Origin of the sequence: Pseudomonas sp. PDM04, from assembly GCF_014851765.1 — a bacterium.
GTDB lineage: Bacteria > Pseudomonadota > Gammaproteobacteria > Pseudomonadales > Pseudomonadaceae > Aquipseudomonas.
The window spans coordinates 14,056-39,134 of record NZ_JACVAI010000002.1; the positions used below are offsets into that span (position 1 = coordinate 14,056).

20 protein-coding genes are annotated in these 25,079 nt (G+C 63.1%); 10 read left to right on the top strand and 10 right to left on the bottom strand.

What is annotated here, in order from left to right; genetic code table 11:
- Positions 1 to 4 precede the first annotated feature (4 nt).
- The 8 genes from IB249_RS06870 to IB249_RS06905 all read left to right on the top strand — a co-directional run bounded on the left by IB249_RS06870 (position 5) and on the right by IB249_RS06905 (position 11,550).
- Positions 5 to 949, top strand: coding sequence for a DUF58 domain-containing protein (locus IB249_RS06870; protein WP_192302917.1), 945 nt, complete (start codon positions 5 to 7; stop codon positions 947 to 949).
- Positions 946 to 1,440: a DUF4381 domain-containing protein gene (locus IB249_RS06875; protein ID WP_192302919.1), complete on the top strand. Its 495-nt coding sequence runs from the start codon at positions 946 to 948 to the stop codon at positions 1,438 to 1,440. Before IB249_RS06870 ends, IB249_RS06875 begins: the two co-directional genes overlap by 4 nt.
- Positions 1,433 to 2,512, top strand: a complete 1,080-nt coding sequence (locus IB249_RS06880; protein ID WP_192302921.1) for a vWA domain-containing protein — start codon at positions 1,433 to 1,435, stop codon at positions 2,510 to 2,512. The genes IB249_RS06875 and IB249_RS06880 overlap by 8 nt, the downstream gene beginning before the upstream one ends.
- A complete protein-coding gene (locus IB249_RS06885; protein ID WP_192302923.1) occupies positions 2,509 to 4,245 on the top strand; it encodes a tetratricopeptide repeat protein in 1,737 nt (578 codons plus the stop codon). Before IB249_RS06880 ends, IB249_RS06885 begins: the two co-directional genes overlap by 4 nt.
- Positions 4,242 to 5,882: a BatD family protein gene (locus IB249_RS06890; RefSeq protein WP_192302925.1), complete on the top strand. Its 1,641-nt coding sequence runs from the start codon at positions 4,242 to 4,244 to the stop codon at positions 5,880 to 5,882. The genes IB249_RS06885 and IB249_RS06890 overlap by 4 nt, the downstream gene beginning before the upstream one ends.
- A gap of 192 nt (positions 5,883 to 6,074) precedes the next feature.
- The gene (locus IB249_RS06895) at positions 6,075 to 7,319 is read left to right on the top strand and encodes an exonuclease SbcCD subunit D C-terminal domain-containing protein (protein ID WP_192302927.1); all 1,245 of its coding nucleotides are present in this window, start codon (positions 6,075 to 6,077) and stop codon (positions 7,317 to 7,319) included.
- Complete coding sequence (locus IB249_RS06900; RefSeq protein WP_192302929.1) at positions 7,316 to 10,957, top strand: AAA family ATPase; 3,642 nt, start codon at positions 7,316 to 7,318, stop codon at positions 10,955 to 10,957. The genes IB249_RS06895 and IB249_RS06900 overlap by 4 nt, the downstream gene beginning before the upstream one ends.
- The gene (locus IB249_RS06905) at positions 10,954 to 11,550 is read left to right on the top strand and encodes a glutathione S-transferase (protein WP_192302931.1); all 597 of its coding nucleotides are present in this window, start codon (positions 10,954 to 10,956) and stop codon (positions 11,548 to 11,550) included. Before IB249_RS06900 ends, IB249_RS06905 begins: the two co-directional genes overlap by 4 nt.
- A 4-nt stretch (positions 11,551 to 11,554) precedes the next feature.
- Here the strand turns inward: IB249_RS06905 and IB249_RS06910 are convergent, their stop codons facing one another.
- From IB249_RS06910 to IB249_RS06945, 8 genes are all read right to left on the bottom strand, one after another.
- Positions 11,555 to 11,812, bottom strand: coding sequence for a hypothetical protein (locus IB249_RS06910; RefSeq protein WP_192302933.1), 258 nt, complete (start codon positions 11,810 to 11,812; stop codon positions 11,555 to 11,557).
- Positions 11,809 to 12,021: a hypothetical protein gene (locus IB249_RS06915; protein WP_192304799.1), complete on the bottom strand. Its 213-nt coding sequence runs from the start codon at positions 12,019 to 12,021 to the stop codon at positions 11,809 to 11,811. The genes IB249_RS06910 and IB249_RS06915 overlap by 4 nt, the downstream gene beginning before the upstream one ends.
- Positions 12,022 to 12,469: 448 nt before the next feature.
- A complete protein-coding gene (locus tag IB249_RS06920) occupies positions 12,470 to 12,649 on the bottom strand; it encodes a hypothetical protein (protein ID WP_192302935.1) in 180 nt (59 codons plus the stop codon).
- 154 nt (positions 12,650 to 12,803) lie between these two features.
- A complete protein-coding gene (locus IB249_RS06925; protein ID WP_192304801.1) occupies positions 12,804 to 13,973 on the bottom strand; it encodes a lactonase family protein in 1,170 nt (389 codons plus the stop codon).
- Entirely contained in the window at positions 13,966 to 14,259 is a 294-nt protein-coding gene (locus tag IB249_RS06930) for a DUF5629 family protein (protein WP_192302937.1), read from the bottom strand. Before IB249_RS06930 ends, IB249_RS06925 begins: the two co-directional genes overlap by 8 nt.
- 205 nt (positions 14,260 to 14,464) lie before the next feature.
- Entirely contained in the window at positions 14,465 to 16,045 is a 1,581-nt protein-coding gene (locus tag IB249_RS06935; RefSeq protein ID WP_192302938.1) for an aldehyde dehydrogenase (NADP(+)), read from the bottom strand.
- Positions 16,046 to 16,055: 10 nt separating this feature from the next.
- Complete coding sequence (gene araD1 / locus IB249_RS06940) at positions 16,056 to 17,048, bottom strand: AraD1 family protein (RefSeq protein WP_192302940.1); 993 nt, start codon at positions 17,046 to 17,048, stop codon at positions 16,056 to 16,058.
- 144 nt (positions 17,049 to 17,192) lie between these two features.
- Complete coding sequence (locus IB249_RS06945; protein ID WP_192302943.1) at positions 17,193 to 18,506, bottom strand: MFS transporter; 1,314 nt, start codon at positions 18,504 to 18,506, stop codon at positions 17,193 to 17,195.
- A gap of 193 nt (positions 18,507 to 18,699) precedes the next feature.
- Here IB249_RS06945 and IB249_RS06950 point away from each other — a divergent pair, with 193 nt between their 5' ends.
- Together IB249_RS06950 and IB249_RS06955 are read left to right on the top strand one after the other, a co-directional pair.
- Positions 18,700 to 20,436 (top strand): IlvD/Edd family dehydratase, encoded by a 1,737-nt coding sequence (locus IB249_RS06950; RefSeq protein WP_192302945.1) that lies wholly within the window; start codon positions 18,700 to 18,702, stop codon positions 20,434 to 20,436.
- 145 nt (positions 20,437 to 20,581) lie between these two features.
- A complete protein-coding gene (locus tag IB249_RS06955) occupies positions 20,582 to 21,301 on the top strand; it encodes a FadR/GntR family transcriptional regulator (protein ID WP_192302947.1) in 720 nt (239 codons plus the stop codon).
- Positions 21,302 to 21,423: 122 nt separating this feature from the next.
- Here IB249_RS06955 and IB249_RS06960 read toward each other — a convergent pair whose 3' ends face one another.
- Entirely contained in the window at positions 21,424 to 23,799 is a 2,376-nt protein-coding gene (locus IB249_RS06960; protein ID WP_412547989.1) for an efflux RND transporter permease subunit, read from the bottom strand.
- A 25-nt stretch (positions 23,800 to 23,824) separates the two neighbouring features.
- The gene (locus IB249_RS06965) at positions 23,825 to 24,877 is read right to left on the bottom strand and encodes a WD40/YVTN/BNR-like repeat-containing protein (RefSeq protein ID WP_192302951.1); all 1,053 of its coding nucleotides are present in this window, start codon (positions 24,875 to 24,877) and stop codon (positions 23,825 to 23,827) included.
- Positions 24,878 to 25,079: the final 202 nt, after the last annotated feature.

A 25,079-nucleotide genomic window follows, 5' to 3' on the forward strand; every position in this document is an offset into this window, starting at 1 on the left:
CCCGATGAACGCCCACCTGCCGCCCGAGCCGGGCATCCGCATCAGCCTCTCCGACCTGATCGAGATGCGCCATCGCGTGCGCGAAGTGCAACTGTTCTCCACGCCAAGCCAGCGCAGCCCGCTGATCGGCCTGCACCACTCCAAGCTGCGGGGCCGTGGGGTGGATTTCGATCAGGTGCGGGTCTACCAGGCCGGCGACGACGTACGCACCATCGACTGGCGCGTGACCGCCCGAACCCAGGAACCGCACACCAAGCTGTTCCATGAAGAGCGCGAGCGACCGATCTTCATCATGGTCGAGCAAAGCCGTCGGCTGTTCTTCGGTTCCGGGCTGATGTTCAAGTCGGTGCTCGCCGCCCAGGCCGCGAGCCTGATCGGTTGGGCGGCGCTCGGTCATAACGACCGGGTGGGCGGGCTGGTGTTCGGCGACAACGAGCACTACGAGATCAAGCCACGCCGTAGCAAACAAAGCCTGCTGCAACTGCTCAACCGGCTGGTGCGGGTCAATCAATCCCTGCACACCGAAATCGAACAGAATCGCGACACCCTCAACCTGGCCCTGCGCCGCGCCCGTGAAGTCTTGCGCCCTGGCAGCCTGGTGATTCTGATCTGCGACGAGCGTGCGTTGACCGAGGGCACCGAACAGCAATTGAGCCTGCTGTCGCGCCATTGCGACCTGCTGCTGTTGCCGGTATCCGACCCGCTGGACCACGCCCTGCCCGCCGCCGGCCTGCTGCGCTTCGCCGAACGTGGCGCGCAACTGGAGATCGACACCCTGAACTTCGAGCTGCGCCAGACCTATCGTGCCCAGGCCGAGGCGCGGATCGCCCGCTGGGAACTGCTGGCGCAAAAGCTGCGGGTGTTGTTGATGCCATTGAGCACCCAGAGTGAAATGGTCGAGCAACTGCGCGAGTACCTCAACCCCCAGAATGCGGGGACGGGTCGATGAGCAGCCTGGACCAGTTGCAACCGCTGATTTCGCCGCCGCCCATCAGCCTCTGGCCGCCGGCGCCGGGCTGGTGGCTGTTGCTGCTGGCACTGGGGCTGATCGCATTCGGTCTGTGGAAAGCCCGAAGCCTGCTGCCGAGCAAACGCCTCATCGTGCGCGCCGAACAACCCCTGGACCCGGTGCGCCTCGCCGCACTGGCGGAACTGGCGCTGCTGCCCAAACCCTACGACGGCGCCCCGGCCGGTGCCTGGCTGCAGCAGCTCAACGGCCTGCTCAAGCGCCTGTGCCGCAACCATTACCCCTACAGCCAGAGCCATACCCTCAACGGTCGCCAATGGCTGGCATTCCTCGACAACCGCTGCCCCGCCGCCGGCCTGACGCGCTGGATGGTGCTGGTCGAAGGCGCCTACAAACCCGAATGCAAACTTGACGACAAGGCCATCGCCGGCCTGACCCAGGCCGTCGACACCTGGATTCGCAAACATGTTTGAGTTCGCCTGGCCGTGGATCTTCGCCCTGCTGCCGCTGCCGTGGTTGATGCGCCTCGTGCTGCCGGTGGCCGACAGCGGCGAGCCGGCGCTCAAGGTCAGCTTCCTTGGCGACCTCGAAGGCCTGGCGCGACGCCGCGCCCGGGCCAACCTGCCGGCCTGGCGCCAACAGGCACCGTTCATGTTGCTGTGGCTGTTTCTGCTGATTGCCGCAGCGCGCCCGCAGTGGCTCGGCGAACCGCTGCCGATTGCCGCCAGTGGCCGCGACCTGCTGGTGGCGGTGGACGTGTCCGGTTCCATGGATTTCCCCGATATGCAGTGGCAGGAGGACGAGGTCAGCCGCCTGACGCTGGTGCAACACCTGCTCGGCGACTTTCTGGAAAGCCGCGACGGCGACCGGGTCGGCCTGATCCTGTTCGGCAGCCGGGCTTACTTGCAGGCGCCGCTGACCTTCGATCGACGTACGGTGCGAATCTGGCTCGACGAAGCGCGGGTCGGCATCGCCGGCAAGAACACCGCCATCGGCGACGCCATTGGCCTGGCCCTCAAGCGCCTGCGCCTGCGCCCGGCACAGAGCCGCGTGCTGATCCTGGTCACCGACGGCGCCAACAATGGCGGTGAAATCGACCCCTTGACGGCGGCAAGGCTGGCGGCCCGGGAAGGGGTAAAGATTTACACCATCGGCATCGGCGCCGACCCGGAGCAGTCCGGCACCCCGGGCTTTCTCGGCGTCAACCCGAGCCTGGACCTCGATGAGCCGGCGTTGCAAGCCATCGCCGCCGCCACCGACGGCCAGTATTTCCGTGCTCGCGATGGCGCGCAGCTACAGGCGATCAAGCAAACCCTCGATCAACTGGAGCCGGTGACTCAACAACCGACCCAGGCCCGCCCCGCCCAGGCGCTGTACCACTGGCCGCTGGCGATGGCGCTGCTGCTGAGCATGTTGCTGGTCGTGCGCGAACGCTGGCCGGACAACCCGCTGCAGCGCCTGTTCACCAAGGACCTTCTGTCCCAGACCGCCCTGCCCGACTGGCGCCAGCGGCTCAGGCGCCTGCGCCTGCGGAGGCGCCGATGAGCGCTCTCTGGCCTTATTGGTTCCGGCCCTGGTGGCTGTTGCTGGTGCCGCTGCTTGGCTGGTTGCTCTGGCAGCTGTGGCACCGGCAGAAACGCGCCGGGCGCTGGCAGATGATTCTGCCGCCGGCGTTCCATGCCGCATTGCTCAGTGGTGGTAACGGTCGCGACAGTAAATTGCCGTGGGCGGCGCTCGGCGTGGCTTGGTTGCTGACGGTTCTGGCGCTGCTCGGACCGAGCTGGGAGCGTGTCGAGCAAAACAGCCAGAAACCGGCTGACCCGCTGGTGGTGATTCTGGAGCTGACCCCGGAAATGCTCGCCACCGACGTTACGCCCAACCGCCTGGAACAGGCACGCCGCAAGCTGTTCGACCTGCTGCAGAACCGCAGCGATGCACAGACCGCCATCGTCGTCTACGCCGGCAGTGCGCACACGCTGGTGCCGCTGTCGGACGATCTCGCCACCAGTCGCAATCTGCTGGATGCGCTCAAACCGTCGCTGATGCCCCAGGCCGGCCATCGCGCCGACCTGGCGGTGACCAAGGCCTTGGCATTGCTGAATCAGGGCGCATTGGGCGATGGCCGCATCCTGCTGATCGGTTCGTCCTTGAACGAACTGGAGCGCGAAGGCATTCAGCAGGCGCTGGATGGCAAATCGACCCAGTTTTTGATGCTCGGTGTCGGCACGGCCGAAGGATCGCCGATCACCCAGGAAGATGGCAGTTTCCTCAAGGACGATCAGGGCGCGATCCTGGTCCCGCACCTGGACGAGCCGAGCCTGAAAGCCTTCGTCAATGGCCTCGACGGCCGTTATCGCCATGCGCGGCTCGAGGATGCCGACCTGCGCGGCCTCGGCCTGCTTGGTGGTCCGCGCAACCTGCGCGATGACGGCCAGACCCTGCGTCTCGATACCTGGGCCGACCAGGGTTACTGGCTGCTACTGCCCCTGTTGTTCCTCGCAGCCTGCGCCGGGCGGAGGGGCTGGTTGTTCTGTGTGCCGCTGCTGTTCCTGCTGCCACAACCGAGTTACGCCTACGACTTCAAGGATTTGTGGTTGCGTCCCGATCAGCAGGGCCTGCACCTGCTCAAGCAGAAGCGCCCGGCCGAGGCCGCGCAGCACTTCGAGAATCGGCAATGGCAAGGCGTCGCGCTCTATGAGGCCGGCGACTACAGTGGCGCCGTCCAGCGCTTCGCCGAAGGCAACGACGCCCACGCCCACTACAATCGAGGCAACGCCCTGGCCAGGAGCGGTGAGCTGGAAGCTGCGCTGGATGCGTACGAACAGGCGCTGGAGCTGCAACCGGACTTGCGGCCGGCACTCACCAACAAGGCGCTGGTGGAAAACCTGCTGAAACAGAAGAACGCGCCCAAGCCGGTCGAACCGGACAATAACCAAGACGACAAGACAGACGCCCCGCAGGAACCACAGCCCGGCGCCGCCACGCAGCCGGCCAACGCCGACGAATCCAGGCCCGACGCACAGGCGCCCGCCACAGAGACACAGGAGCCGGAAACGGCACCGCCACGACCGGGCAGCAATGAAGTGCCCGGTAGCGAGCTGGGCGACGAACAAAGCACCACCCCGCCCCTGCGCCCGGCCAGCGATGCCATCGATGGCGAACAGCGCCAGGCACTGGAGCAATGGCTGCGCAAGATCCCGGATGACCCGGGAGAATTGCTGCGGCGCAAATTCTGGTACGAACAGCAACAGCATCAGGATCAGGAAAAAACTCGATGACCCGCTTCACCGCTTTCTTGGCCGCCCTTCTACTCTGGACCCTGCAGGCCCAGGCTGCGGAGTTGGTCGCCAGTGTCGACCGCACTCGCCTGAACTCCGGCGAAACGGTCGAGCTGACCCTGGAAACCAACGATGTGACGCAGTTCGGCAAACCCGACCTGACGGCGCTGGAGCCGCTGTTCGAGGTGCGTGGCACGCGCCAGGTCAACCAGTTGACGACCATCAACGGCGACAGTCGCGCCACCACCCGCTGGATCATTACCCTGCTGCCACGCCAGAACGGCAGTGTGGTGATTGCCCCGCTGAAACTGGGCGACGTGCAGAGTCAGCCCATCACCCTGCAAGTGGTCGAAAGCGAAAGCCGCGACACCACCGGCACGCAGGCACCGGTCTTCATCGAGGCCAGCCTCGATCAGTCCAGCGTGTACGTGCAGGCCCAGGCGATTCTGACGCTGCGTATCTACCATTCCGTCTCGCTGTACGACGACAGTAACCTGACCCCCTTGCAGATCCCTGACGCGCGTATCGAACAGCTGGGTGAATCACGCACTTACGAAAAGGACATCAATGGCCTGCGCCACGGTGTGATCGAACTGCGCTATGCGATCTATCCGCAACACAGTGGCCAGTTGACCATACCGGCACAGATCTTCAGCGCCACCCTGGTGGACCCGCAGCCAGCTCAGGACATCGAAGCCCAGGTGCCGAAATCCGGCAAGCTGATGCGGGTCAGCTCGGCCGAGCTGACGCTGACCGTCAAGGCCAAGCCGGCCACGTATCCGGCCGACGCCCCCTGGTTGCCGGCTCGAAGCCTGAGCCTGAGTGAAAGCTGGAACCCGGAGCCGGACCATCCACAGGTTGGCGACTCGCTGACGCGCAGCCTGACCCTGAAGGCCGAAGGCCTGGCCAGCTCGCAACTGCCGCCGCTGCCGGGCACCGACGTCAACGGTTTGCGGCGCTACCCCGACCAGCCAGTGCTGGGCAATCAGAACAGTGAGCGCGGCCTGGTCGGCAGCCGTGAAGATCGCGAGGCCCTGGTGCCCGTGCACAGTGGCGATATCGAGCTGCCGGCGGTGGACGTGGTCTGGTGGAACACTTTCGAGGACCACCTGGAACACACCAGCCTGCCGGCCCGCACCCTGAACGTTGCGAACAATCCCGGCCTGATCGTCGATACCCCGGCCGGCGTGCCAGCGGTTATCTCCGCTGCCGACAATGAAGCGCTGTGGTGGTGGAAACTCAGTACCCTGATCCTGGCCTGCACCACACTTATGGGCTTCGGCCTCTGGTGGCGCGCCCGCTGGCAGCCGGCGATCCTGCGGGCCGCACAGACCGGCCCGAGCCCGCGCACCGTGCTGGACGACCTCAAGCGTGCCTGCCAGGCCAACGACACCCACGCCACCCGCCAGGCCCTGGACGCCTGGGCTCGCCAGCAACCGGAAACTCTGGCGGACATGGCCGCGCGCTTCGTTCCGCTGTCCGACGCACTGGATGGGTTGAACGGCGCGCTGTACAGCGAGACCGGCCAACACTGGCAGGGTGAGGAGTTGTGGCGGGCGATCCGGACCATACCGATCGCCGAACGGACCCAGGACCCGCTGGGCGACAGCGGATTGCCGCCGCTTTACCCCAAGTAAACGCAGCGAAGGCGCCAGCCCATTACCCGCGATGGCGCCTGCTCCACCGCCTTCGCGAGCAACCCCGCCAAGACAATGCCCAATTTGCACGGCGAGTGTTATGTATCACTCCCGCTTTACCCTTAAACTCTTCCCCCTTTCGCCGCTGTCCATTTCCTCGCGGCCATGACCTTATTTCCTACGGAGCTCGCCTTGCGTCTGTTTCACACCTCCGACTGGCACCTTGGGCAGAACCTGCACGGCCAGGATCGCGATTTCGAGCACGCCTGCTTTCTCGAGTGGCTGTTGCGCCAGCTGAAGCTGAACCAGCCCGATGTGCTGTTGATCGCCGGCGACATCTTCGACACGGTCAATCCACCGGTCAAAGCCCAGGAGCGCCTGTACGACTTCATCGTCAGCGCCCACGAACAACAACCGAAGCTGACCATAGTGATGATCGCCGGCAACCACGATTCCGGTTCGCGCATCGAACTGCCCGCGCCGCTGATGCGTCGCTTGCGCACCCATGCGCTGGGTCGTGTGCTGTGGCTGGACGATGGCCAACTCGACGTCGAACGCTTGCTGCTGCCACTGCCGGATGCCAAAGGCAAAACGGCGGCCTGGTGCCTGGCGCTGCCCTTCCTGCGCCCGGCCGAAGTCACCGGCGCCCATCTGGGCGACGACTACCTGCGCGGCATCGGCCAGGTGCACGAATGGCTGATCGAAGCCGCCAACGCCAGGCGAAAGAAGGGTCAGGCCCTGATCGCCATCAGCCATGCGCACATGGCCGGCGGTTCGGTATCGGAAGATTCCGAGCGCAGCCTGATCATCGGCAACGCCGAAGCCCTGCCCGCCAGCCTGTTCGGCCCGAGCATCAGCTACGTCGCCCTCGGCCACTTGCACAAGCCGCAAAAGGTCAACGGTGAAGAACGCATTCGCTACAGCGGCTCACCGATCCCGCTGTCCTTCTCGGAAATCGCCTATCAGCACCAGATTCTCGACATCCAGCTCGATGGCGAAACCCTGATCAGCGTCGAACCCCGGCTGATTCCCCGCGCCGTCAACCTGCAACGCATCGGCCCTGCCCCATTGGCCGACGTCCTGCTGCAACTGACCGACCTGCCCAACGTCGACCTGCTGGCGGACATCCAGCGCCAGCCGTGGCTGGAAGTCCGGGTTCGTCTCGACGAGCCGCAGCCGGACCTGCGCAATCAAGTGGAAACGGCCCTGCAAGGCAAAGCCGTGCGCCTGGTGCGCATTGCCGCCGAATACGCCGGCAGCGGCAGTCGCGATGGCGTCGACGACGGCGCGGCCTTGATCGAACTCGACCAGCTCACGCCCCAGGAACTGTTCAGCCGCGCCTGGCAGGACAACTATGGCAGCGAGGTCGACGAGCAAACGCTGAAGGACTTTGCCGAGTTGCTGCAGGACGTGCAGATGGAGGGCGAGCAGCCATGAAAATCCTCGCCATCCGCCTGAAAAACCTCGCCTCGCTGGCCGGGCCCTTCGAGATCGACTTCACCGCCGAACCCCTGGCCAGCGCCGGGCTGTTCGCCATCACCGGCCCGACTGGCGCCGGCAAGAGCACCTTGCTCGATGCGTTGTGCCTGGCGCTGTTCGGTGCCGTTCCGCGCTTGAGCAATGCCCAGGCGTCGGCCAAGGCACCGGACGCCGACGGCGAGATCAGCACCGGCGACCCACGCACCTTGCTGCGTCGCGGCACCGGCGAAGGCTACGCCGAAGTGGATTTTGTCGGGATCGACGGCCGCCGCTACCGGGCGCGCTGGGAAGCCAATCGCGCCCGGGACAAGGCCGGCGGCAAGCTGCAGGCCAGCCGCCAGAGCCTGCGCGACATCGACCTGGATCAACTGCTCGCCAGTCAGAAAGTCGAGTTCAAGACTCAACTCGAATCGGTGCTAGGCCTGAATTTCGAACAGTTCACCCGCGCCGTATTGCTGGCCCAAAGTGAGTTCAGTGCCTTCCTCAAGGCCAACGACAACGAACGCAGCGAGCTGCTGGAAAAGCTCACCGACACCGCGCTCTATACGCGTCTGGGCCGGCGTGCCTTCGACAAGACCAAGGAGGCGCGCGAGGCCCACAAGCAACTGCAGGATCAAGCCACCGGCGTCACCCCGTTGGCTGCGCAGGCGCGTGCCGAACTCGATGAGCGCTTCAACCAGGCGCAGCAGCAGCTCAAGACCCAACAGGCGCAACTCAAGCAACTCGAGCAGCAGCACACCTGGCTGAAACAGCTAGGCCAATTGCAGGACGAACTGCTCAGCTCCCGCGAACAACTGACCAGCGCCGAGCAGGATTGGCAACACTTGGCCGGCGAACGCCTGACCCTGACTCGCCTGGAACAACTGGCGCCGCAACGCCACCAGTTTGCCCGCCAGAGCGAACTCAGGGCGCAGCTCACGCCGCTGGCGGCGCAGATTCAACAGCACACCCAGCAGGAACAGGCCTTGCAAACGCGCCAGGCGCAACTCGAACAGAGCCTGAGCGCCGCGCAAACCGCACTGACCGAAGCCCAAGGCCAGCACCGTTCGAGCGCCCCGCTGTTGCGCCAGGCCTTTGAAGCCCAGAGCAGCCTGGCCCGCCTGACCCGCGAAGCCGGCCTCAGCGCGGACCTCAGGCAGCAAGCCGAACACGCCTGCAGCGAAGGACAAAACACCCTCAAGGGTTTGCTTGACCAGCAGCAACGGGTGGCCGAGCGCCTGCAACAGATTGCCGCCGAACTTGAGCAAAGCACCCCGCTGGCGCCGATCAGCGAGGCCTGGAGCGCTTACCGTGACCGCTTGCAGCAGCTGATGCTGATCGGCAATCGCCTGAACAAAGGTCAGGCCGAACTGCCCGCGCTGGAGCAGAACGCCAACCTTGCCAGCGCAGAATGGACCGCGCAAAAGCAACACCTGGAAATGTTGTACAAGGAAGCCGGCGCCGAACCGGAAGCAGTGGCGGAACAGATCCAGTTGCTCGGCAACCTGTTGCAGGACAACCGCAAACAGCTGCGCGCCTTCGAAGAGCTGATGCGACTGTGGAGCAGCCAGCAGGCCCTGGACCAACACCTGGCCGAGTTGCAACAACGCCAGGCCAGCGCCCAACAGGAACGTGAACGCCTGACCCAGGACGGGGTGAAAACCCGTAACGAATTGGCGATCGCCGAGCAGACCCTGACCGTCACCCGTGAACTGCTCGAACGTCAGCGCCTGGCCCGCAGCGCCAGCGTCGAAGAACTGCGCGCGCAATTGCAGGATGATCAGCCCTGCCCCGTGTGCGGCAGCCCGGATCACCCCTACCACCAGCCCGAAGCACTGCTGCAGAGCCTCGGCCGCCATGATGAAAGCGAACAGGCCAACGCGCAGAAAGCGGTGGATTCGCTCAAGGAGAAGCTGACCGACCTGCGCACCGAGGTCGGCGGCGTGATCGCCCAGCAAAAGGAACTGCTGCAACAGCAGGAACAGCTGCTCACCCAGCAACAGAGCCTGGCGTCGGAGCTTGAGGCGCACCCGTTGTCCGCGCAGCTGTTCAACCAGGATCACGCCAGACGGGATGCCTGGCTGGCCCAGCAAAACAGCCAATTGAACCAGAGCATCAGCCAGGACGAACAACGGCAGACCGCCCTGCTGACCCTGCAGCAGGACGCCGCACGCTTGCAACAGCAACTGCGCGGCGCCGAGACCGCCAGTCAGCAGGCGACCCAGCACCTGATCAATCAACAACGTGAGCTGAGCAGCGATCGCCAGCGTCTGGACGAGGAACTGAACGCGTTCAGCAGCCTGCTCCCGGCCGACACCCTGGAGGCCTTGCGCGCCGAGCCGGCCGCGACCTTCATGCAGTTGGATCAACAGATCGCCCAGCGTCTGGAACAACTCGATCAGCAGCGCGACGAACTCGGCGAGCAGCAACAACGCCAGCAGACGCTGGAGAAGGAACAGGACCGGCAACTGACCCGCGTCCAGCAGCTCGAAGCGGCGCAACAGCAATTCGCGGCGCTCGCCGATCAGCAGCAGGTCTGCCAGCAGCAATTGGCACAACTGCTCGGCGAGCACAGCAGCGCCGAACACTGGCAACAGGCGCTGGATCAAGCGGTCGAACAGACGCGCCAGGCCGAAACCACGGTCAATCAGGACCTGCAAACGGTGCGCACGCAACGGGTGCAACTGGCGGCCGAACTCAACGCCCAGCAGGAGCGCCTGATCGCCCTGGAAGCTGAAGATCGGCAACTGAGCGCAAGCATCGGCGATTGGCGTGCACGGCATCCGGAACTGGATGACGGCGGCCTTGAGCAACTGCTGGGCATCGACGACCAGCAGCTTGGTGAGTTGCGCCAGCGTCTGCAACAGAACGAAAAGGCCATCGAACAGGCCAAGGTGTTGCTGCAGGAGCGCGACAAGCGGCTGGTCAGTCATCAGGCGCAGCACAATGGCAACCTCGACGCCGCGCAACTGGCCAGCGCGCTGGCCGACCTGCAACAGCAGTGTGCCGTCAGCGAACAGCAGTGCGCTGAGCTACGGGCCGAACAGGCCGAGGATCAACGCCGGCAAAACGCCAACCAGGCACTGGCGCAACAGATCGCCCAAGCCTATGCCGAGTATCAGCGCTGGGCGCGCCTGAATGCGTTGATCGGCTCCGCCACCGGTGACACCTTCCGCAAGATTGCCCAGGCTTACAACCTCGACCTGTTGGTGCATCACGCCAACGTGCAATTGCGTCAACTGGTGCGGCGCTACCGCCTCAAGCGTGGGGGCAGCATGCTCGGCCTGCTGGTGATGGACACGGAAATGGGCGATGAGCTGCGTTCGGTGCATTCGTTGTCTGGCGGCGAAACCTTCCTTGTGTCGCTGGCACTGGCGCTGGGCCTGGCATCGATGGCATCGAGCACGCTCAAGATCGAATCGCTGTTCATCGACGAAGGCTTCGGCAGCCTCGATCCGGAGTCGCTGCAACTGGCGATGGACGCCCTCGATGGCTTGCAGGCCCAGGGCCGCAAGGTCGCGGTGATCTCCCACGTGCAGGAAATGCATGAACGGATTCCGGTGCAGATCCAGGTGCAGCGCCAGGGCAATGGCCTCAGCACTCTGGAGGTGAAGTGATCACCCTCTACTCCTTCCGCCGCTGCCCGTATGCCATGCGCGCCCGCATGGCCCTGCGCTACTCGCAGGTGGCGCTGGACATCGTCGAAGTCAGCCTGAAGGCCAAACCGGCCGAAATGCTGGCGTTGTCGAGCAAAGGCACGGTGCCGGTGCTGAACGTCGATGGCCAGGTGATCGATGAAAGCCTGGCGATCATGCACTGGGCACTGGCGCAGCACGACCCGCAGGATTGGCTGCTCAGGGACGACCCCGTCGGGCAAGCGTCAATGGCGGCATTGATCGAAGAGAACGACCAGGTGTTCAAGGTGCACCTCAATCGCTACAAATATGCCGAACGCTACCCCGAGCAGCCGATGGTGTTCTACCGGGGCGAAGGTGAGCGATTCCTGGGCAAGCTGGAGCAGTTGCTGGAGCAGCGCGCGTATTTGCTGGGTGCTCATCCGAGCCTGGCGGACGTGGCGCTGATGCCGTTCATCCGGCAGTTCGCGCATGTCGATCGCGAGTGGTTCGCGCAGAGCCCTTACCCGCGCTTGCAGCGTTGGCTGCAGGGATTTCTGGACTCGGCGCTGTTCACCGCGATCATGAAAAAATAACCTTTCAGGCAAACACTTCGCACATCTGCACCGCCGAGCAATCGATCTGGAACGGGCCGAAGAAATCGCCCTGGCGTTTCACCGGCGGATTACCGGCCAGCAGGCCCATGGCCTTGGCGGTTTCAATGTTGTGCGCGAGGTTGTGATTGGCCTCGATCGACCGCGCGACCGAGCCTGCGGAGCCGTGGCTGAAGCCGAGCAACGAAGGCCCGTTGGTCATGAACGCCAGGAAGGCAACGACCCAGAGTCTGACCCCTTTCATATCCCTGCCACTCCCACCGCGTCGACGTGATCGACCACCGCGTTCTGCACGCGATGTTCGAACTGGATGCCTGGGTGAGCGACCTGGATCGGTGCGTCGATGTCGCGTTGCGATTGCGCCGAAAGGCTGACGACCAACACCAGCGCCAGGTACAGACCGATGGCCAGGTAGGCGCCGTATTTGGCTGAAGTAAGAATGCTGCTGGCCATGATGTTCTCCGTGGACATGTTTCGATGTCCACAGAATCGATCAAAAAAGCAGTGATAACCACTCAGGGTTATCCATAGTGACCATCAGCTTTATTGATCATTAAGCCAGTCTATTTCAGCCTTCAATAAAACTCATCATGCGCTCGTGCGCAGCGTCGGGCTCGCCGGGAACAGGCGTGTGAGCGGACAGGATAGGAGTTGAATAGAGGCAGAGAAGAACTACGGCCAGACGCATCGCCATACTGTCGATCCTTTTTATGGGAGAAGGAGTCAGAACGTCAGCGACAAATCTAATGGTATGGCCATGTGATATCAAGCCTTGCACTGATAGCACTGTGACGGTGTCGTAAACGCGTTATGCAGGAGCGACCTCACTCGTTTTTTTTCAAGCCTTGGCTCGATTCACTCAAGTGACTTCGCTCCTGCATAAAGGGTGCAGGGCTGGCTTTCAGGCTTGGGTCTTGTGATCCAGCGCGGCGTAGAAGTTGGCGCTCTGTTGCAGGTATTTCTGGGTGTAGCTCTGGGTGGGGGCTTTTTTGTCGCTGATTTCCACGTTGGCGCTGGCTGGCAGAGCAACGGTGGCGGAGATGGCGGAAGCGGCGATGATGGAGAAGAGATTGAAGTTCATGGGGTATTCCTCGTAGTCAGTGGGCTTGCTTGCCGGTTAAGGCCGTGGAGCAAACTTAACGGTCGAGGTGGGTGCGTTGAAATCTTTTGTAGCACTAACGCATATCACTGACATTGATAGAAAGCTACAGGCCCCATCAACCGGGGCCTGCGGTCTATTGACGCACCAGGAACTTCAGGTCGCTGGGGGCATCCATCGGCAGTTTCTGGACGGTTTTGCCCAGCAGGCCGCTCTTGGCATCGCGTTCGATCACGACAATCTGATTGCTCTTCTGGTTGGCGATCAGCAGAAAGCGGCCACTCGGGTCGAGGCTGAACTCGCGCGGGTGATCGCCTTCCACCGAACGACGCTGCAGCTCCTTGAGGTGGCCAGTGGCGGGGTCGATGGCAAATACCAGCATCTGGTTGGCGGTGCCCCGGTTGCTGACGTAGAGAAAGCGCCCATCGGCCGAGGCATGCAGCGCGGCAGCAGCCTTGTCCGACACCGGTTGCCCAGCGGCAAGGTCGACACTCTGCGTTTGCTCGAGCCGGCCGTCGCGGTAGTCGAACACTGCGACCTGTGCGCTCATCTCCATCGTCAGCCAGGCATGCTTGCCATCGGCGCTGAACAGCAAATGCCGAGGACCGCTGCCCGCTGGCAATTGCACGAACGCCGGGTCGGCGGGCACCAGCGGCAGGTCCGGGTTGGCCTTGGGATCGAAGCGATAGACAAACACCCTGTCGGCGCCCAGGTCATTGGAGAACACGAACCGGCCATCCGGCGACGGCACCGTGGAGTGGACATGCGCCGACATCTGCCGCTCGGGGTTGACCCGGCTGGCGGGATGGCTGCTCATCTGCACCACGGGCCGCAGTTGGCCAGCGGCGCCCAGCGGCAACACGGCCAGGGTGCCACCCGGGTCTTCAGCCACTGAATAGTTGCTGACGAACAGGTGGCTGGCGTCCTGGCTGAGGCTCGAATGGGTCGGCTCATTGCCCAGGCTCTGCACCTGGTTGATCAGGCTCAGCGCGTGGGTCTTGGGATCGATGGCATAGCTGCTGACGCGTCCGACCGGGTCGGCCTGTCCCGGACCGTTTTCGTTGACCACGAACAGGTAACGCAGGTCCTTGGACAGGGTCAGCCAGGACGGGTTTTCGCTCTTGACCACTTGCAGTGGTTTGGCCTCGAGCTGGCCGCGGACGCTGTCGAAACCCAGGCGATAAATCCCCTGGCTCTGGCCCCCGGTGTACGAACCCACCAGCACCTGGTAGTGCTCGGCAGGTGCTGCCTGTACGCCCATGGCGCCGACGCTGCTGGCGATCAACAGCGGCCAGAGCTTACGCATCCTCATGCACGTCATCCTCGTTGTCACCACCCGTGGCGTCCAGACAGACCAGGCGGTGCTCACCGGACTGACCGCTGATGACCCAGCTTTGCAGGGAGGCATCGAAGGTCGCCGCTTCAATCTGCGCCATGTTGAACACCCAACGCTTGAGCGCACGGCCGTCCATGCATTCGATGTGCAGTTGGTCCTCTTCATCAAGGGAGAAATCGAAGGCGTGCAGCCCGTCGATTTCCAGCATGTCGCAGGTTTCGAGGGCGGCGAGCAAGGTGTGGGTTACGGCAGTCATGGCAGTCAGTCTTTAAAGGAGAAAGACGCAATGATAGCTCAATGTGATGCTGGCCCCGATGCTGCGACCAACATAGAACGAAGGTGGGAGCGGGCTTGCTCGCGAAGAGGTAGTGTCAGTCGCCGATGATGTGACTGATAGACCGCTTCGCGAGCAAGCCCGCTCCCACCCTTGAATCGTGTTGCGAAGTGGCGGTTTTCAGCCGTTACAACCCCTCACGCGACGGCTGTCCATCCACCAGCCGCTGGATGCCCAGTGGGTTGGCGTTTTTCAGCGGGTCCGGCAGCAAGCTGTCGGGGTAGTTCTGGAAGCACACCGGGCGCAGGAAACGGTCGATGGCCAGGGTGCCCACCGACGTGCCACGCGCATCGGAGGTGGCCGGGTACGGGCCGCCATGGACCATCGAATCGCACACTTCGACACCGGTCGGGTAACCATTGAGCAGGATCCGCCCAACCTTTTGCTCCAGCAACGGCGTCAACTCGCCGAACTGTTCGAAATCGCCAGGCTCACCAATGATCGTCGCCGTCAGTTGCCCGTGCAGGCCGTGCAAGGCCGCACTCAGCTGCGCCTGGTCGGCGACTTCGACAAACACCGTGGTCGGGCCGAAGATCTCTTCCTGCAACACTTCATCGCCATCGATCAACAAGCCGACATCGGCCTTGAACAATTGCGGTTGAGCCTGATTGCCCTGCTGCGCACTGCCGGCCAGATGAGTCACGCCCGGATGCGCGAGGAGCTTTTGCAGCCCTTTGCCGTAGCTGCTCAAGGTGCCGGCGTTGAGCATGGTTTGCGCCGGCTGATCGTTGATCAACCCCGCCACCTGCTGCACGAACGCACTGAATTGCGGCGAGCGAATGCCAATCACCAGGCCAGGGTTGGTGCAGAACTGGCCACAGCCCTGGACCACCGACGCCGTCAGGTCACGGGCAACGGTTTCGCTGCGCGCTTGCAGTGCCTGGGGCAGGACGATCACCGGGTTGATGCTCGACATCTCGGCGAACACCGGGATCGGTTGCGCCCGGGCGGCCGCCATATCGCACAGGGCGCGGCCGCCACGCAGCGAACCGGTGAAGCCCACTGCCTGGATCGCCGGATGCTTGACCAGCGCCTCGCCGACTCCGCCGCCGTAAATCATGTTGAACACACCGGCTGGCATGTCGGTTTTTTCCGCAGCACGGATGATCGCGTCGGCAACCTGTTCTGCGGTCGCCATGTGCCCGCTGTGGGCCTTGAAGACCACGGGGCAACCGGCGGCCAGGGCCGAAGCGGTGTCGCCGCCCGCCGTGGAAAAGGCCAGCGGAAAGTTGCTCGCGCCGAACACGGCCACGGGACCCAGGCCGATGCGGTACTGACGCAAGTCGGGACGCGGCAAGGGCTTGCGTTCCGGCAAGGCCTGGTCGATCCGCGCGCCGTAGAAATCGCCGCGTCGCAGGACCTTGGCGAACAGACGCATCTGGCCGCTGGTGCGACCGCGCTCGCCCTGAATCCGTGCTGCCGGCAGCGCGGTTTCGCGGCAGACCACGGCGACGAAATCGTCGCCCAGGGCGTCCAGCTCATCGGCAATCGCATCGAGAAACTGCGCGCGGCGCTCGGCGCTGAGGCTGCGATACGCCGGGTAAGCCGCAGCGGCGGCCTTGGCGGCGGCATCCACCTCCTGCGGCGTGGCCTGCACGAACGTGCCTGGCAGCGCCTCGCCGGTGCTGGCGTCGACGCTTTGCAGTTTGACCGTGCCGGCCGCGCTGCGCGAACCGCCGATGTAGTTGTGACCCAGTAGCTGACTCATGGGGGTTTCCTTAAAGAGTACCGATGGTGCCGGGTTCGAAGACCGCTTCAACCGGTGCAATACCGTTGACCAACGGTGCGCCGAACTCGGCCTGACTGATTTCGAAGACATCACCCGGCTGCGTACGAATGCCGTCGGCAAACGATAGCGTCGCTGTGCCGAAGAAGTGAATGTGCACGTCACCCGGGCGCAGGAACTGACTGTACTTGAAATGGTGGTATTCGAGGTTCTCCAGGCTATGGCACATGTTCGCCTCACCGCTCAGGAACTCGTTCTGCCACAACACTTCGCCGTTACGCACGATGCGGCTGGTGCCCGCCAGATGTTGAGGCAGTTCACCGACCCGAAGTTCCGGGCCGTAGCTGCAACTGCGCAATTTCGAGTGCGCCAGGTACAGGTAGTTCTTGCGTTCCATGACGTGGTCGGAAAACTCGTTGCCAACCGCAAAGCCCAGTCGATAAGGCTTGCCATCGTGGCCGATGACATACAGGCCGCTGATCTCCGGTTCTTCACCGGCGTCTTCGGCGAATGGCGGCAGCGGGAACGGCTGGCCCGGGCGCACGACGATGCTGCCGTCGCCCTTGTAGAACCATTCCGGCTGCACGCCGGCCTGGCCCGCCGCCGGCTTGCCGCCCTCCACGCCCCACTTGAAGATGCGCATGGTGTCGGTCATCGCCGCTTCGTCGCTGGCTTGCTGGTGCATTTTGTCCCGAGCCGAGGCGCTGCCCAGATGGGTCAGGCCAGTGCCGCTGACCAGCATGTGCGCCGGGTCCGGATGGTCCAGCGGCGGCAGGATGCGCAGCTTGGCCAACAGTTCGGCGTAGTCGTGGCTGATGCCCAGGCCCTGTGCACTGACCTGGCGCTCAAGGCTGACCCCGGCCTCGATGGCCGCCAGGGCGAGGTCGCGCACCGTGTGCGCATCCTGTACTTCGCGCACCAGACCGGCCTCGACCACACCGACCCGGCGTTCACCGTTAACCAATTCGAATTGAACCAGACGCATGAATTTCTCCTGTTTGATTCAACACCGCCTATCCCTGTGGGAGCGAGCCCGCTGGCGATGGCGGTGTTTCAGTAGCATGAATATTGAATGTGATATCCCTTCGCGAGCAGGCTCGCTCCCACAGGGGGTGGAGGTGCTCCGTATTCAGCTCCGGCGGGCACTGGCGGCAAACTGATCCGCCGGCAATACATGCTTGCGCTCCAGCTGGCGATACACCACGCCGGTCAGGATCAGCCCGAACACCATCACCCCGGACAGGAAATAGAGTCCGGACGCCAGGTTGCCGGTGTATTCCTTCAACGCACCGATCACGAACGGGCCAATGTAGCCGCCGAGGTTGCCCACCGAGTTGATCAAGGCAATCCCCGCCGCCGCGCTGGCACCGGCAAAGAAACGGCCCGGCAACGTCCAGAACACCGCGGTGCAGGAAAACAGCGCGAACGCCACCAGGCACAATGCTGCCAGTTGCAGCACGGGCAACGTCAGCCAGGCACTGAGGAACAGGCCGACGGCCCCCAGGACATACAGCACCGCCAGGTGACCGTAGCGGTCATTCAGGCGATCGGAACTGCGCGGAATGATCAACAGGCCGACGATCCCGAAAATGTAGGGCACCGAGGAGACGAAACCGGTGACCAGATCACTGCCGCCGAACTGCTTGATCAGTGTCGGCAGCCACAGGCCCAGGCCATAGATGCTCAGGGTTACCGGCAGGTAGAACAGCGCCAGCAGCAGCACGCGGGTGTCCTTGAGCGCATGCAATGGATTGCCATGACGCGTCTGGCCGTATTCCGCCAGGTCTCTTTTCAGCTCGCCGGCCAGCCAGTCCTTCTCGGCCTGGTCCATCCATTTCACCTGTTGCGGACCATCCGGCAACCAGCGCAGTACCGGCCAGGTCAGCACGATCGCCGGGGTGCCGATGACGATGAACAGCCACTGCCAGCCATGCAGGCCGAGGATCCCGTCCATCCCCAGCAAGCCACCGGACACCGGGCCGGTGATCAGCATGGCGATCGGTTGGGACAGGATGAACAGGCCGAGGATCTTGCCGCGATGGCGCACCGGGAACCACTGGGTGATGTAGTACAGAACACCTGGAAAGAAGCCGGCTTCGGCGGCGCCCAGCAGGAAGCGCATCACATAGAAGCTGTGTGGCCCCTGGACGAAGGCCATGCCGATGGTGATGGCGCCCCAGGTGATCATGATCCGCGCAAACCAGCGTCGTGCGCCGAAGCGTTCGAGCATCAGGTTGCTGGGGATCTCGAACAGGAAGTAGCCAATGAAGAACAGCCCCGCACCGAGGCCGTAGGCCGCATCGCCGATGCCGATGTCAGCGCCCATGTGCAGCTTGGCGAAACCCACGGCGGAGCGATCCACATAGGCGATCAGGTACAGCAGGATCAGGAAGGGAATCAGTTTGAGTGTGATGCGACGAATAAGCCGCAATTCCTGGCTCATGAGATCGGTCTCCGATTGTTGTTGTTATGGAACCTCGGGGGACGCCTCTCGCGAAAATCGCCAGGGCCATCCCTCCAGTGAAAGCGACTATATAGTAATACTATTTAATCGAGCAACACTTCCAAAGCGGAGAAATTGCGCTTATGGTACGGGTCAGCACGAACAATATAGTCATACAATAAGAGAATCGATCATGTCTGATAAGAAACCCACCCTGCGCTCCGCCCAATGGTTTGGCACGGCCGACAAGAACGGCTTCATGTACCGCAGCTGGATGAAGAATCAGGGCATCGCCGACCACCAGTTCCATGGCAAGCCGATCATTGGCATCTGTAATACCTGGTCGGAGCTGACCCCCTGCAACGCGCATTTCCGCCAGATCGCCGAGCACGTCAAACGCGGCGTGATCGAGGCCGGCGGTTTCCCGGTGGAGTTTCCAGTGTTCTCCAACGGTGAATCGAACCTGCGCCCGACCGCCATGCTCACCCGTAACCTGGCGAGCATGGACGTGGAAGAAGCCATTCGCGGCAACCCGATCGACGGCGTGGTGCTGCTGACCGGTTGCGACAAGACCACCCCGGCCCTGCTGATGGGCGCCGCCAGTTGCGATGTGCCGGCCATCGTCGTCACCGGTGGGCCGATGCTCAACGGCAAGCACAAGGGCAAGGACATCGGTTCGGGCACCGTGGTCTGGCAACTGAGCGAACAGGTCAAGGCCGGCACCATCACCATCGACGACTTCCTCGCGGCCGAGGGCGGCATGTCCCGTTCGGCGGGCACCTGCAACACCATGGGCACCGCCTCGACCATGGCCTGCATGGCCGAAGCGCTTGGCACCTCCCTGCCCCATAACGCGGCGATTCCGGCGGTGGACGCACGCCGCTACGTGTTGGCCCACATGTCCGGCATGCGTGCGGTGGAGATGGTCCGCGAAGACTTGCGGCTGTCGAAGATACTCACCAAGGAAGCGTTCGAAAACGCCATTCGAGTCAACGCGGCGATTGGCGGTTCGACCAACGCGGTGATCCACCTGAAGGCCATCGCCGGGCGGATTGGCGTCGAACTGGACCTCGACGACTGGACCCGCATCGGTCGTGGCATGCCGACCATCGTCGACCTGCAGCCGTCCGGGCGTTTCCTGATGGAAGAGTTCTACTACGCCGGTGGCCTGCCTGCCGTACTGCGACGCCTGGGTGAAGCCAATCTGATCCCGAACCCGAACGCCTTGACGGTCAACGGCAAGTCCCTGGGCGAGAACACCAAGGACGCGCCGATCTATGGCGAGGACGAAGTGATCCGTACCCTCGACAACCCGATCCGGGCCGATGGCGGGATCTGCGTGCTGCGCGGCAACCTGGCGCCGCTCGGTGCCGTACTCAAGCCTTCGGCGGCCACGCCGGAACTGATGCAGCATCGCGGGCGTGCCGTGGTGTTCGAAAACTTCGACATGTACAAGGCCCGGATCAACGACCCGGAACTGGACGTGGACGCCAGCTCGATCCTGGTGATGAAGAACTGCGGGCCGAAGGGTTATCCGGGCATGGCCGAAGTCGGCAACATGGGCTTGCCGGCCAAACTGCTGGCCCAGGGTGTGACCGACATGGTGCGCATTTCCGATGCGCGCATGAGCGGCACCGCCTACGGCACCGTGGTATTGCACGTGGCGCCGGAAGCGGCGGCTGGCGGTCCTCTGGCCGTGGTGAAGGAAGGTGACTGGATCGAACTGGATTGCGCCAGCGGCCGCCTGCACCTGGACATTCCGGATGCCGAACTCGCCGCGCGCATGGCCGACCTGCAACCGCCACAACAGTTGCTGGTGGGCGGCTATCGTCAGTTGTACATCGACCATGTCTTGCAAGCGGACCAGGGTTGCGACTTTGACTTCCTGGTCGGCTGCCGTGGGGCCGAAGTGCCGCGTCACTCGCACTGACGCCCTCTCACGAGGGGAAGTACCTGTGGGAGCGAGCCGCCCGGAGCCGGCTCGCTCCCACATTTGGTTTTGCACTCGTCTCAAGAGTACGCCGCGCCTGTTATCATGCGCGGCATCTCCATCGCACAGGATCGCGCCGTTCCCCATGGACTACCGCAAACCCTCCGACCGCAAGAGCATGCATTCGCGCATCGTCCAGGAACTGGGCATGCAGATCGTTTCCGGTCGCTTCAAGCCGGACGACAAACTGCCCGCCGAAGCCCTGCTGTGCGAAGAGTACGCGGTCAGCCGGCCGGTACTGCGCGAGGCCACTCGCGTGCTGGTCGCCAAGGGCCTGGTGTATTCCCGTCCGCGGGTCGGCACGGTGGTCAAGCAGCGCAAGGAATGGCACATGCTCGACCCGGACGTGCTGCACTGGCTGATGCAAAGCAGCCCGCAAAATGAATTCTTCGACCTGCTGACCAGCGTTCGCAGCATCATCGAACCGGCCGCCGCCGCCCTGGCCGCGCAGCACGCCACGGACGCCGACATTGCCGCCATCGGTGAAGCCTACCAGCGCATGGAGACCGCGCCGACCCCCGAAGCCCTGCTGCAACCGGACCTGGACTTCCACAGCCGTATCGCCGATGCCACCCACAACGACCTGCTGGCCAACCTGTGCAACATGCTCGCGGTGGCAATTGCCGAGGCCTTGAAGCACTCCAATCAGCGCCCGAACCTGCATGAACTGGCACTGCCTCGCCACAAGGCGATCCTGACCGCCATCGAGAACCGTGACGCCCTGGGTGCGCGGCACGCGACGCTGGTGCAGCTGGATGATGCGCGCAGTGCGTTGCATGTGGTGTTGGGCAGCGATCCGGCCTGACCCCCGACACCACAAATCCCTGTTCGAGCGAGCCTGCGCGCTCCCACCCGATTGGATCAGTATGAATTCGAGACATGAAAAAGCCGCAACCTGGGTTGCGGCTTTTTCATTTCAGACCAGGATCAGTGGGCAAACAACGAATTGCCCTTCTGCCCCGCCAGTTTCTCCGGTTTGATCAGGAACCGCGCCAGTGCCGGCAGCAGCCACAGCGCCCCGAACATGTTCCACAGCAGCATGAAGGTCAGCATCAGACCCATGTCGGCCTGGAACTTGATGGCCGAGAAGATCCAGGTGCACACGCCAATGGCCAGGCACAGACCGGTGAACAGCACCGCTTTACCGGTGGACTTCAGGGTCTGGTAGTACGCCTCCTGCAACGGCAAGCCGGCGCGCAGGAAACTTTCCAGGCGACTGTAGATGTAGATGCCGTAGTCCACGCCAATCCCCACGCCCAATGCCACCACCGGCAGGGTCGCGACTTTCACGCCGATACCCATGAAGGCCATCAGGGCGTTGCCCAGGACCGAGGTCAGCACCAGCGGCAGGACGATGCACAGGGTCGCCGCCCAGGAGCGGAAGGTGATCATGCACATGACCGCCACGCAGATGTACACCAGGATCAGGATGGTCAGCTCGGACTTCTTGATCACCTCGTTGGTGGCCGCCTCGATCCCGGCGTTACCGGCCGCGAGGATGAATTCCAGGCCATCCTTGTTGTTTTCCTTGGCGAACTCCTGCACCGCATGGACGGCGCGGTCGAGGGTCTCGGCCTTGTGATCGTTGAGGAACACCAGCACCGGCGCCAGGGAGCAACTGTTGTTGTACAAGCCATCGGCACGGGCGATGGAGTTGTTCAGCACGTCGGAGTTGCGCGACAGGGTTTCCCATTTCAGGTTGCCCTCGTTCATGCCCTTGATCATCTGCTTGGACACGGTCACCAGGGAAATCGCCGACTGCACGCCCTCGGTGTTCTGCATCTTCCACATCAGTTCGTCGATCGGCGCCATGGTCTCGTAGTGCGAACAGCCTTCGGCCTTGGTCTTGACCATCACCACCAACACGTCCGAACTGGTGGAGTAGTTGCTGATGATGAAGTTGTTGTCCTTGTTGTAGCGTGAATCCGGACGCAGTTCGGGAGCCCCCTGGTCGAGGTCGCCGATCTTCAGGTTCTGGCTGTACCAGAGGCCGCCCCCGAAGGCGATCAGCGCCAGGGCAATGGAAACCGGAGCGACTTTCGGGCTGGCAAAGCTCGACAGCAGGCGCCAGAACGGGTGCTCGCGGTGCGCGTCCTTCTTGCTGCGCTCGACCGCACGCTTGCTGATGCCGACGTAGGAAATCGCCACCGGCAACAGAATCAGGTTGGTGAACACGATGACCGCCACACCGATGGACGCACCGATGGCCAGTTCGCGAATCACACCGATATCGATGATCAGCAACGTGATGAAGCCAACCGCGTCCGCGAGGATCGCAATCATCCCCGGCAGGAACAATTGACGGAACGTACGTCGTGCCGCCGTCAGCGCGTTATCAGCCTCGCTCGACTGCAAGGCGATACCGTTGATCTTCTGTACGCCGTGGGAAATACCGATGGCGAAAATCAGGAACGGCACCAGCATCGAATACGGGTCGAGGCCGAAGCCGAAGAAGTGCATCAGGCCCAGTTGCCAGACCACCGCGACCAGCGTCGTGCTCAACACCGCCACGGTGCTGCGCATGCAGTTGGTGAACCAGTACAGCAGAATCAGAGTGATGACGAAGGCGACGCCGAAGAACATCACCACCATCACCAGCCCGTCGATCAGGTCGCCGACCTTCTTGGCGAAACCGACGATGTGGATCTTGACGTTGGGGTTCTGTTTTTCGAACTTGTCGCGGATCTTTTCTTCAAGATCGTGGGAGAACTTGCGGTAGTCCAGCGCCAGCAACTTGCCCTGGTCCTGCGGGTCCGGGTAGGACTCCAGCAACGGGATGTCGACGATGCTCGACTTGAAGTCGTTGGCCACCAGACGTCCGATCTGACCGGACTTGAGCACGTTATTGCGCAGCAGGTCGAGGCTTTGCTGGGAACCGTTGTAACTCTGCGGGATCACTTCACCACCGGCAAAGCCCTCCTCCGTCACCTCGGTCCAGCGTACGCTCGGGCTCCACAGCGACTTCAGGCCGGAACGGTCAACGCCGGAGATGTAGAACACCTCGTCGTTGATCTGGCGCAGCGTCTCCATGTACTCCTTGGAGAAGATGTCACCGTCGGTGGCTTCCACCGAAATGCGCACGGTGTTGCCCAGGTTCGCCAGATCGTTGCGGTGCTCCATCATTTTCTGGATGAACGGATGCTCCAGCGGGATCATTTTTTCGAAACTGGTGGACGGCCGGATCAGCGTCGCCTGCCAGAACAGGAAAATGCTGACCAGCAGGCAGATGAAGATCACTGCCGGGCGGTTATTGAAAATCAGGCGTTCGAGGAACGTCGCCTTGTCCTGGTGATGGCTTGTCATGGATGTCATAGCTCCGCCCTTCTTATTATTTGCCCAGCTCTGAGCCGGTTGGCGAAGTAGCGCGAACGCCGCCCTGTCCTGCCAGAATCAAGTTGCCGTTGCCTGCCGCGGTCACCGCAGAAACGGAGATGCGATCCGGACGATTGAATACGCTGAAGGTTTCGCCGTCGTCGTTGCTGCGCACGACACTGCCACCGTTGCCGACGATCACGATGGAACCGTCATCCAGCAGCGTAGCGCCCGACAGCCCGAACTCCAGCGCACCGCGGGCCGCCTTCAGCTCGACCGGTTCCCAGGTGCTGCCAAAGTCGGTGGAACGAAACAGGTTGCCGCGCAGGCCGTAGGCCAGCAGCGTGTTGGGTTGGGCTGTGCCGATCACGCCAAACAGCGAGCCTTCGTAAGGGCCTTCAAGCTTCTCCCAGGTCTGGCCCCCGTCGGCCGAACGGAACATGCTGCCCTGCTCGCCGACGATGAACAGCCCGGCATCCTTGACCGCAGCGATGGCGTTGAGGTGGTACTGGTCTTCGTTGTCGAGGCGGTCGCTGGCGTCTTCCCAGTGCTTGCCGCCGTCGGTGGTCGCCATCAGCGAACCATAGGCGCCCACGGCAAAGCCGTTGTTGGCGTCCTGGAACCAGACGTCGAGCAGCGGCGATTCGCGGGTGAGGTCTTCGAATTGCTTGGTCCAGGTGACGCCGCCGTCTTCGCTGGCGAGGATCTGGGCGTCATGGCCGACGGCCCAGCCGTGCTTGTCATCGACAAAATACACCGAGGTCAGCAGTTGCCGGGTCGGCACCTTGGCCTGGGTCCAGGTCGCGCCCTGGTCATCGGAGTACAGGATGTGCCCGCGATCGCCGACCGCCACCAGGCGCTTGCCGGCGTGCACGACGTCGAGCATCAGGCTTTTACTGGCCTTGGCCGATTCCACGGAATAGATAACATCGGATGACGGCGCGGCGGCAGCCAGCACAGGAGCCGACCACACGGCGCAGCCCAGCAGCGAGAGCGCTGTGGCCAGCAACGCGAATTTACGCAGTGCCGGCGGGCGGCTGGTACCCACACCCATGACAGGCTCACTCATAGACCTTCCCCCATTATTATTGTTAGGTCATTCAACCTTTCAGGGCGCCGCAAGGGGTACTCGAAGGGATTGAATGGTTAGGAGCATAGTCCTGAAACCCGCAATCCAGAGCCCCTTCGGAAGCTGGGCTTATCCTATCGGGGTTTGGAAAGGTCTGACAATCGACGCCACGTTATCTTTTGTTAACCCGGCGGGGTCGGGA

Coding starts and splice junctions, on each gene's coding strand:
- IB249_RS06870 (WP_192302917.1), top strand. CDS start 5: ATGAACGCCCACCTGCCGCCCGAGCCGGGCATCCGCATCAGCCTCTCC.
- IB249_RS06875 (WP_192302919.1), top strand. CDS start 946: ATGAGCAGCCTGGACCAGTTGCAACCGCTGATTTCGCCGCCGCCCATC.
- IB249_RS06880 (WP_192302921.1), top strand. CDS start 1,433: ATGTTTGAGTTCGCCTGGCCGTGGATCTTCGCCCTGCTGCCGCTGCCG.
- IB249_RS06885 (WP_192302923.1), top strand. CDS start 2,509: ATGAGCGCTCTCTGGCCTTATTGGTTCCGGCCCTGGTGGCTGTTGCTG.
- IB249_RS06890 (WP_192302925.1), top strand. CDS start 4,242: ATGACCCGCTTCACCGCTTTCTTGGCCGCCCTTCTACTCTGGACCCTG.
- IB249_RS06900 (WP_192302929.1), top strand. CDS start 7,316: ATGAAAATCCTCGCCATCCGCCTGAAAAACCTCGCCTCGCTGGCCGGG.
- IB249_RS06910 (WP_192302933.1), bottom strand. CDS start 11,812: ATGAAAGGGGTCAGACTCTGGGTCGTTGCCTTCCTGGCGTTCATGACC.
- IB249_RS06915 (WP_192304799.1), bottom strand. CDS start 12,021: ATGGCCAGCAGCATTCTTACTTCAGCCAAATACGGCGCCTACCTGGCC.
- IB249_RS06920 (WP_192302935.1), bottom strand. CDS start 12,649: ATGAACTTCAATCTCTTCTCCATCATCGCCGCTTCCGCCATCTCCGCC.
- IB249_RS06925 (WP_192304801.1), bottom strand. CDS start 13,973: ATGCGTAAGCTCTGGCCGCTGTTGATCGCCAGCAGCGTCGGCGCCATG.
- IB249_RS06930 (WP_192302937.1), bottom strand. CDS start 14,259: ATGACTGCCGTAACCCACACCTTGCTCGCCGCCCTCGAAACCTGCGAC.
- IB249_RS06935 (WP_192302938.1), bottom strand. CDS start 16,045: ATGAGTCAGCTACTGGGTCACAACTACATCGGCGGTTCGCGCAGCGCG.
- araD1 (WP_192302940.1), bottom strand. CDS start 17,048: ATGCGTCTGGTTCAATTCGAATTGGTTAACGGTGAACGCCGGGTCGGT.
- IB249_RS06945 (WP_192302943.1), bottom strand. CDS start 18,506: ATGAGCCAGGAATTGCGGCTTATTCGTCGCATCACACTCAAACTGATT.
- IB249_RS06950 (WP_192302945.1), top strand. CDS start 18,700: ATGTCTGATAAGAAACCCACCCTGCGCTCCGCCCAATGGTTTGGCACG.
- IB249_RS06955 (WP_192302947.1), top strand. CDS start 20,582: ATGGACTACCGCAAACCCTCCGACCGCAAGAGCATGCATTCGCGCATC.
- IB249_RS06960 (WP_412547989.1), bottom strand. CDS start 23,799: ATGACAAGCCATCACCAGGACAAGGCGACGTTCCTCGAACGCCTGATT.
- IB249_RS06965 (WP_192302951.1), bottom strand. CDS start 24,877: ATGAGTGAGCCTGTCATGGGTGTGGGTACCAGCCGCCCGCCGGCACTG.